Source organism: Methanobacterium congolense (genome assembly GCF_900095295.1).
Taxonomy (GTDB): domain Archaea; phylum Methanobacteriota; class Methanobacteria; order Methanobacteriales; family Methanobacteriaceae; genus Methanobacterium_C; species Methanobacterium_C congolense.
The window spans coordinates 934,195-942,500 of record NZ_LT607756.1 but is presented as its reverse complement, the minus strand read 5'-3'; the positions used below and the strand labels follow the sequence as shown (position 1 = coordinate 942,500).

The following is an 8,306-nucleotide window of genomic DNA, read 5'->3' as shown; positions in this document are numbered from 1 at the left end:
TGAAACGGTGCGGTTGCACCCAAACCTCCAACAGTTACAGCACCCATTCCAAGTATCCCTGCAAGTAAAAAACTTGCTACTGATGCTCCTGCAAGCTGAGAAAGTATGTATGGAACCACATCATGTCCCGGGAACTTTTTAACAGACCACAAACCCAGTGTAACTGCTGGGTTTATATGGGCACCTGAAACATTTCCAAGGGCATATATAGATGCTGTAATTGCAAGTCCAAAGGCAAGTCCTATTGCAAGCCAGTCCCCCAACCCGCCAAGGGCACCTATTCCTATGTTAAATGCGTTGGGAGTCGTAACCCCGTGACTTATCATTAAGGTTATGGCTGCAGCCCCTGTACCCATGAAGACCAGGAAAAATGTTCCTATGAATTCTGCAAGGCACCTCTTTGTGAGGTTAACCAATTCAATCACCACCCACGGCATTGTAACACTCTGGGCACAGTATCCTTGGAAGAACCTTCTTCATTCTCTGGGCAGGGAATGGATAACCTCCCTCCCAGACATCAACATCTTCCCTTACAAGGTGGTCCATGCAGAGACCCATACCACAGATTATGCACATTGCAACTGCATCAGTATCCTTTCCTTCCTTTGCACAGATGTAACACTTCATTTTCTACAACCTCCGTCTTGTTAGGTTTTATAAATTATTGAGTGTTCTAAAATCCTGTTTAAAAAAATGGAAGTTTATACTGCCTCTTTCCACTGGCAGTAGTTGTGTCTGAAGTCAACGAGCGATGCTGATGCACAATCCTTACATACTCTTGCAGGTGAAGCTGGACTTTCCTTGTGCATTGCAATGATGTTGGTCATCATTGTGGCTGTTACAGGTTCGCTTGTTAAAAGACATGGGTAGTCAGCAAGGCGCATCAGACTTGAGAACCTTACAGATATTGCACATGCAGGGTATGCATAGCGCTGTGGGTTCATTATAACCTCGTTCTGACTTACAGGTTCCAGGTCAACCTTGAATCCTGCAACGTTTGGTTCAAGTGGTGCTCCAGACCCGTTTCTCATCCTGCGCTCCTTGTCAAGGTAGTTCCATCCCCTGTATATCATGTCCATGAAGTCGCAGTTGTGGAGCTCTGCTGCAGCACCCCTATCTGCATAGAGCTGCACGTAGTTATGGAACCTTTCTGTGAGAAGGTTAACTATCATCGGTGCGTTGAAGCCGTCGAGTTCAAGTATGTATTCAACTGCACATGCAGATGAGCCTGTTGCAAGGGATAAAGGTTGATATTCACTCTTGAATGAGGGTATTGCTTTCTTGAGTGTTGATTCCATTACATCTGTTGTTGCTTCTATCACAGCCATGATCACATCATCTTTGCACATGTTGTAGGTTGATTGAGCTATGTGATGTGATATATCCCCAACACAGTAAGCTGGAACCGTTACTATGTTACCGTAGTGCACGCCATCATCAACTGCATTTTTAACTGTTTTTTCCATCTTCTTTTTGTAATCCAGCATGTATTTGTTTACATCAAAGGATTCGTGTCCTGCTGCGTTCATGAGTTCTGTCTGGGCATCTATGGGGCTGTCATATATCCTTTTAATCATGTCTATCTCATTTTTTATGGCTTCTGTGAGCGTTGCTCCCGCTTCCACCTGGTTTGCAAAGGTTTCCCCTATACCGTAGGATGTGTTCATACCCCATGATTTTGCTGAAAGAAGGGCCTGTTTGTGTTTCAGGGGAATGTCAACCCCCTTGAGTATCTGGTTTACCACGTTACTTGTGCTCCCAGGTATGAGTGCAAAGTCAACAACACACGTTGGGCCGTAGAACCCTCCATACCGCCTTACAACCTCTTTACCTATGAGGGCCTCTGATTTTCCTATGGCTTCTATGAATTTTTCTGTACTTTTTCTGAAGGATTCATCCTCTTCGTAGAGTATTTCAAGAACTGCAGGCGTCTGATAATGCTCCACGAATGGATCGTCTTCAGGTCTTACTGTGTCTGTGAGATTTGAAAGGGCATTGTAGTGTGCATTAACCGAATCAACGTGCAGATCTATGACAGATTTACTCTGACCGTCTGCAACACCCATCTTGTTTACAACATCAAGGTACGCCTTTGTATCAGTTATCTTAAATTTTCCACCTCGGTTATTCTTGATGGTTTCTACATCTGCTTTTTGAGCTGCAATAGCTTCATTTACCATTTTCTCATATATCTCAGACATGTTATCACCGTAGATTTATTATGAACCATCACAAACATATATTTTGCTATATTTTTATTAATAAGCCATTTAGGACCTAAAGTTAATACTTAATTAATGGATAGTCCCTTGATTTTAACCATCATAGGTTTATGAATATCTATTTTATCAGTATCACCTTCAATTATCCTTCCCCTAACATTTAAAAACAAAACATTGCCCCCACTGAAAATGAAGTATTTAAAAATATGTAAAACAAACATTAAACCATGAACCCAGAATACTTTCTTCTTATAGGTTCATTACTGTTGCTTATAAGCATAATACTGAGTAAAACATCACACAAACTTGGAGTTCCATCACTTCTATTCTTCCTTTTAATAGGAATGCTTGCAGGTTCTGAAGGAATAGGTGGAATCTATTTTGATAATTCGTATATAGTGCAGTTTGTAGGGATAATTGCACTGATATTCATCCTTTTTTTCAGGTGGACTGGATACAAAGTGGGGAGATGTGAAGCCTGTGCTCTGGAAGGGTGTGGCCCTTTCCACTGCAGGTGTCCTGATAACAACTATTGCAGTTGGATTCTTCATAAACTGGATTGCAGGATTTCCTTTAATGGAATCTCTCCTGATTGGTGCCATCATCTCATCAACTGATGCAGCCGCTGTTTTTTCTATCTTTCGATCCAAAAAAGGAGGAATGAAACATAATTTAGAAGCTCTTCTGGAGCTTGAAAGTGGAAGTAACGATCCTATGGCTTACTTTCTGACGGTAACCTTGATCTTCATGATCCTGAATCCTGAAACTTCCATTCAGGGAATGATTATATCTCTCATCCAATCAATTGGTCTGGGAGTTATTCTGGGTGTCCTCTTTGGAAAGGGTATGGTGGAACTGATAAACAGGATCAAACTCCACCTTGAAGGACTTTATCCCGTTCTTACAATTGCTCTGGCCCTGCTTACATTTTCTTTAACCAATTATATGGGCGGAAATGATTATTTGAGTGTTTACATTGCTGCTTTAATCTTAGGAAACAGCGAGTTTGTCCATAAAACGGAACAGATCCAGTTTCATGATGGTTTGGCACTGCTCATGCAAATAATCATGTTTCTAGCATTGGGACTTCTTGTATTCCCCTCCCAGATGGTTCCAGTTATGGGTGTGGGAATTCTAATTTCCCTGTTTCTGATGCTGGTTGCAAGGCCCCTTGCAGTTTTTATATGCCTTTCACCATTTAAGGTTGGATTCAAGGACCAGATATTCATTTCATGGGTTGGTATCAAAGGTGCAGTTCCCATAATCCTTGCAACCTATCCTATAGTTGCAGGAATAAATGGTGGAGATATGATATTCAACATAGTTTTCTTCATAACATTAACATCTGCCCTTATACAGGGTTCAACCATTAACACCGCTGCAAAATACCTTGGGTTATCTGAAGAACCAGAATGAGAGGGTAAGATTTACTTAAATATTTTAAAATCTTAAAATAATTAGATAATAATAAAATAAAAGAGTTTTATCACTTTTTAAGCAAGGATACAAACAGCGTGGTTCAAATCTTCAACGTATGAATTTATATACTATTTCTTTAATAATTATTATTCAAGTGATTACAAAGGATGATAACTTCAATTAGGGTTTAACCTACATGAGGAGGTGTGTTATAGATGCAGAGAACACTCGTTGTTTATGAGAGCAGATACGGTTCAACCAGAATTGTTGCCAAGACCATTGCATTGATCATGGGGGCTGCAGTACACTGCGTTGTTGATGAGTTCAAAACTGAGTACAAGGACTTCGACTTCGTTGTCATAGGCTCTCCAATTTACATGGGAGACGTGGAACCCAAGATCAAGGGGTTCATCCATGAAAATCAGGATTGGCTATCTGAAAAACCTGTGGCCCTTTTCTGCACATGTCTCGACCGTAGGGGAGGTATTGATAACCTTAAATCCATTGAAAAGAGTCTTGGAAAGGATGCTGTTAGTATTGATACCATAGGTGGCCGATTGAAGTTGAACAACCTTGATCTGGAGGATTACAAAGCCATTGAATCCTTCCTGAAAAGGGCTGATCTTTCCTTTGAAGATATGGACTTCTTCAACATTGAAGAGGTGATAGAGTACGCCCTTGAACTTAAAAACCTCAAGGAAAGGGATATGAATAAATTGGATCCCTCAAAGCTCAAAGTATACGTGGAAAAGTTTTTAACATCCCACAACACCTGCACCCTTGCCACATCATTTAAAAACAGAGTCAGGGCAACTCCATTGGAGTATACTTACAAAGAAGAATACATCTACATCTTAACTGAGGGTGGGGAAAAGTTTGCAAACCTGCTCATGAACAAAAACGTTTCCCTGGCAATCAATGACCCATATAAAGGTATGGCAAGCCTTGCAGGGATGCAAATAACCGGAAAATGCGATATAATCCCAAGAGAGAGCCCTGAATATAAAGATGTGATGGATCTGAAGGGGATCAAGATGTCTGCAATTGAAGCACTGCCTGTGAATATGAATGTGATAAGGATAGGTCTTGAAAAGGTTGAGTTTCTCTACTGGAAATTCAGGGAGGAGGGCTACAATGCCAGACAGATCATTACATTCTAAATCTTGAGATTCGAATGGATTTACCTATGTCATTATTATCACAATATATTGGAAGTATGAGGCCATATTCAGTTAACCTGTTCAAAAAAATCCATTGTGGAGGTTGATCAGAAAAATTGCAGGGATCACCAGAAATACCCTTTGCAGTATACATCCAACGTGCAAAATAGGGAGGTTTTGAAGATTTTTCAGGATGGACTCAAAAAGATCATTAAAATCGTTACAAATTTGATGGTACATGTAGACTGGAACCTGGTTGAATGGGTGATCCCTTAATTTTGAGATATCACACTTGTTTCCAGGAAAAAATATGCATAGACTTTTTGAACTGAATTATTTTAAAATAATTTCTTGAAATTTATTTCACCAGGTAATGGTTTTTTAAACAGGAAAACTAATTAAAGTTCATTACTTTTTTTTATAAAGCTCTTTCCTTCGTTTTACAGTCAGTATAATTTTAAGTTTCAATCTATTTCGTTATAGAATAGTTTAACGAAGTAAATCTTCAAGTGAAGTTCAGCGAAAAATTTATTTTAGAGCATATTTTGACAATATAGCAATTTATAAACTTTTTAAGACCTAAAATGATACAATTATCTATTTAAAATTAATTTAAGAATAAAATAATGTTTTAAATAATATCTCTGGAAAGTATCCTTAAAACTTCCGAACATGAGTAATACTAATATATTTTGGAATAGCTTAAAGTAGCATATCTTAAAGGCACGTTGATACTTCCAAAAAGAAATGTAGATCACTGCATAAATATGAATCAGAAATTAGTTTTAGGTTTAAACCAATATTTGAACTCAAAAAAGACGATGAAGAGATCTAAGGGTAAAAAACAGGATAGTTGTGTTGTTTAAAATTTTTACAATAAATACAGTTATATCTAGTTTAAGAACATAATATTAATAGACTCAAATACCTAGAGGGGTTTCCTAATGAAAACCGTGGTTTTTTCAGATCTCCATGCCAATAAGCAAAGTCTTCAGGATATAAAAGCCACATTAAAAAATGCTGACTTAAGCATATTCTGTGGAGATATTTTGGGTTACGGTGAGGATCTGGAGGAGTGTATTGATTTCATTTTCCAACATGTGGATTTAGCGGTGCTGGGAAATCATGACCGTATGTCAATCACTCAAGAGAATCTGGATAACCAACATCCAGCAGTTCGAGATTCCATTGAGTATACCCGTGAAAGACTTTCTAATGAACAGATATTGTCAATAGGATCTTTGAAACCAGAAATTTATTTTGAAAACATGTATGTAACCCATTCTTTAGGGGACGATTATTTACGATCAAAAAAAGATTTGATACGATTGAGTGATCACACAGCTGCGAACATCAAATACATTTTTTTTGGGCATACCCATGAAAAGGTTTTTTTTGAGCACAATGGGAAAATCATTATCAACCCGGGTTCAATTACCAAAGGCAGAAATGGCTTTAAAAGAGGCTATGTACAAATAAATAATGGCGAAATAAAATTCATTGATCTGGAGGATGTACTATGAAGGTAGCAGTTACTGGAGTGGGTGGAGGAGTCGGCCAAAGCATAATAAAAGCACTGCAGGATACTCCCCATCAATTAGTTGGAATTGATAGTGATTTGCTGGGAGCAGGATTGTATGGAGTACCTTGTGCCTACCTAGGATACAACGCTAAAGAACCTCAATTCATACCCCGCCTTGAAGAGATATGTGAAGAAGAGAAGTGTGAAGTACTTTTTCCAGGTTTAGATGCAGAACTTCCCTATCTGGCAAGGCATAAGAAACAAATGGAAAGAAAAATGCCTTTAACTGTGATGGTCAGTGACCCCTCAGTGATTGAAATTGCAGACGATAAACTTAAAACCTACTATTTCTTAAAAAAACATGGTTTTCCTGCTTTAGAAACCTACAACCTTCGAGATTACAATGGAGAATTGAATTTTCCAGTTGTGGTAAAACCCAGAAAAGGAGGAGCTCGATCAGTTGATAAAACTGTGATTAAAGATGATAAAACGTTGGAAAGTCTCCAGCAATCATCAGAAGCAAATAAATTCGTAATTCAAGAATATGCACATGGAAATGAGTACACCTGCGGTGTAGTATCATTTGACGGAGATTGTTTAGGTCCCATCATTATGAAACGTCAGCTTAGATGTGGAGATACTTATAAAGCATTTGTTATCAAAGATGACGAGTTAGAGAATCATTTGAAAGAAGTAATTGGAGCTCTTAATCCCTATGGGCCCTGTAATGTGCAATTAAGAATGGATGAAGATGTTCCTTATATTTTTGAATTCAATGCACGTTGTTCAGGAACTACAGCCAGTCGTGCACTGGTTGGCTTCAACGAACCTGCCATGGTATGTGACTATCTCCAGGGAAAAACACCCTGCTACAACATTAAAGAAAGGGTTATTTTAAGGTACTGGAATGAATTAGTCGTGGAATATGCTCAGATAGAAAACATGGGACTGAACAAGCACGGGTATTCCAGACGTGATTTATAATTTTATTTTTGTGAATGTTTATTTTGCTGGAGATCCAATTTCACTAATTTTTAAAATAGTTACAACTCAATTGACTGTCATTATGCGTAGAATCAACAGTTCGTTCTGAAGAGGACTCATAATTATATTCACAAACATTATTGGCATGGATTCAGCGTTAACATGCTGATAAACGCATCAACAATTTCAAAAAAATAGTGTTTATATTTAAATTTATCTAATTCAGGGGATGTGTGAAATGTTATATAATACGTCATACATAAAATATAGGTAGTTAGTGAAAAGAAATAGGTGAGGTTAACGAAATAAACAACTCCAGCTGATAATCAAAAATCATTGCATTATTTCCTAGAATTGTAATATTTATCCCCTTATTGGAGTAAGTTTATTCCTGATATATTCAATTTTACATCTCATGATGTAAAAACAGTTGGGGGGAATGTATTGAAAAAAGCGGGAATAATAGGTCTTTTGACAGCCCTAATGGTATTAGCTACAGTTTCTACAGCAGTAGCTTGCCATATAGATATTAAACCTTGGAGCGATCCCAACGCCGTTAATCTCAATAGTAACGGCGTGATACCTGTAGCTATTTTAACATACGGAGGTTATGATGCTACTAAGACAGATACAAACAGTATAATGTTCGCAGGAGCCAAACCAGTTCGTTGGACCTATGAAGATGCCAACGGCGATGGGACTATTGATCTAATCTGTTTCTTCAAAAAACAAGATTTAAATATCCCTGATCCTGATGGTGACGGCTGGGCTTATGCTACTTTAACCTGCCACTACGATGCAAGTAAATATGGAGAGTATTACTTCGAGGCTTCGGATCTTGTAAAACTTGTAGGACAATAGATTAAAAAACCTATTTCCTCATATTTTTTTCAGAAGGGGGTTAAAAATGGCAAATTCTCATCCATTGAAGAATATGGTGGATTATTTATTTTTAAAATACCCTATAAATGATTTGTATAATCATGATACCATTACTAA

The 8,306-nt window shown here is 38.0% G+C and carries 8 protein-coding genes (1 of these 8 running past the window's edge); 5 read left to right on the top strand and 3 right to left on the bottom strand.

Going from position 1 to position 8,306, the window contains the following annotated elements:
* The 3 genes from MCBB_RS04455 to MCBB_RS04445 all read right to left on the bottom strand — a co-directional run.
* Positions 1-437, bottom strand: the 5' portion of a protein-coding gene (locus MCBB_RS04455) for an MIP/aquaporin family protein (protein WP_269454997.1). 325 nt of this gene lie to the left of the window's left edge; 437 of the gene's 762 nt are visible here — the first part of the coding sequence; its start codon is at positions 435-437; its stop codon lies beyond the left edge, outside the window.
* The gene (locus MCBB_RS04450; protein ID WP_071906627.1) at positions 418-627 is read right to left on the bottom strand and encodes a DUF2180 family protein; all 210 of its coding nucleotides are present in this window, start codon (positions 625-627) and stop codon (positions 418-420) included. Before MCBB_RS04450 ends, MCBB_RS04455 begins: the two co-directional genes overlap by 20 nt.
* 74 nt (positions 628-701) lie before the next feature.
* Positions 702-2,201, bottom strand: coding sequence for a DUF2193 domain-containing protein (locus MCBB_RS04445; protein WP_071906626.1), 1,500 nt, complete (start codon positions 2,199-2,201; stop codon positions 702-704).
* A gap of 492 nt (positions 2,202-2,693) precedes the next feature.
* On the opposite strand from MCBB_RS04445, the gene MCBB_RS04440 reads away from it, so the two are divergent.
* The 5 genes from MCBB_RS04440 to MCBB_RS04420 all read left to right on the top strand — a co-directional run bounded on the left by MCBB_RS04440 (position 2,694) and on the right by MCBB_RS04420 (position 8,168).
* Positions 2,694-3,638, top strand: coding sequence for a potassium/proton antiporter (locus MCBB_RS04440; RefSeq protein ID WP_331709800.1), 945 nt, complete (start codon positions 2,694-2,696; stop codon positions 3,636-3,638).
* 218 nt (positions 3,639-3,856) lie between these two features.
* Positions 3,857-4,801: a flavodoxin domain-containing protein gene (locus tag MCBB_RS04435; protein ID WP_071906625.1), complete on the top strand. Its 945-nt coding sequence runs from the start codon at positions 3,857-3,859 to the stop codon at positions 4,799-4,801.
* Between the two features lie 944 nt (positions 4,802-5,745).
* Positions 5,746-6,324: a metallophosphoesterase family protein gene (locus MCBB_RS04430; protein ID WP_071906624.1), complete on the top strand. Its 579-nt coding sequence runs from the start codon at positions 5,746-5,748 to the stop codon at positions 6,322-6,324.
* Positions 6,321-7,307 carry an ATP-grasp domain-containing protein gene (locus MCBB_RS04425; RefSeq protein WP_071906623.1) on the top strand — a complete coding sequence of 329 codons (987 nt, stop codon included), beginning with the start codon at positions 6,321-6,323 and terminating at the stop codon, positions 7,305-7,307. Before MCBB_RS04430 ends, MCBB_RS04425 begins: the two co-directional genes overlap by 4 nt.
* 576 nt (positions 7,308-7,883) lie before the next feature.
* Complete coding sequence (locus MCBB_RS04420; protein ID WP_145976009.1) at positions 7,884-8,168, top strand: hypothetical protein; 285 nt, start codon at positions 7,884-7,886, stop codon at positions 8,166-8,168.
* Positions 8,169-8,306: the final 138 nt, after the last annotated feature.

Coding starts and splice junctions, on each gene's coding strand:
- MCBB_RS04450 (WP_071906627.1), bottom strand. CDS start 627: ATGAAGTGTTACATCTGTGCAAAGGAAGGAAAGGATACTGATGCAGTT.
- MCBB_RS04445 (WP_071906626.1), bottom strand. CDS start 2,201: ATGTCTGAGATATATGAGAAAATGGTAAATGAAGCTATTGCAGCTCAA.
- MCBB_RS04435 (WP_071906625.1), top strand. CDS start 3,857: ATGCAGAGAACACTCGTTGTTTATGAGAGCAGATACGGTTCAACCAGA.
- MCBB_RS04430 (WP_071906624.1), top strand. CDS start 5,746: ATGAAAACCGTGGTTTTTTCAGATCTCCATGCCAATAAGCAAAGTCTT.
- MCBB_RS04425 (WP_071906623.1), top strand. CDS start 6,321: ATGAAGGTAGCAGTTACTGGAGTGGGTGGAGGAGTCGGCCAAAGCATA.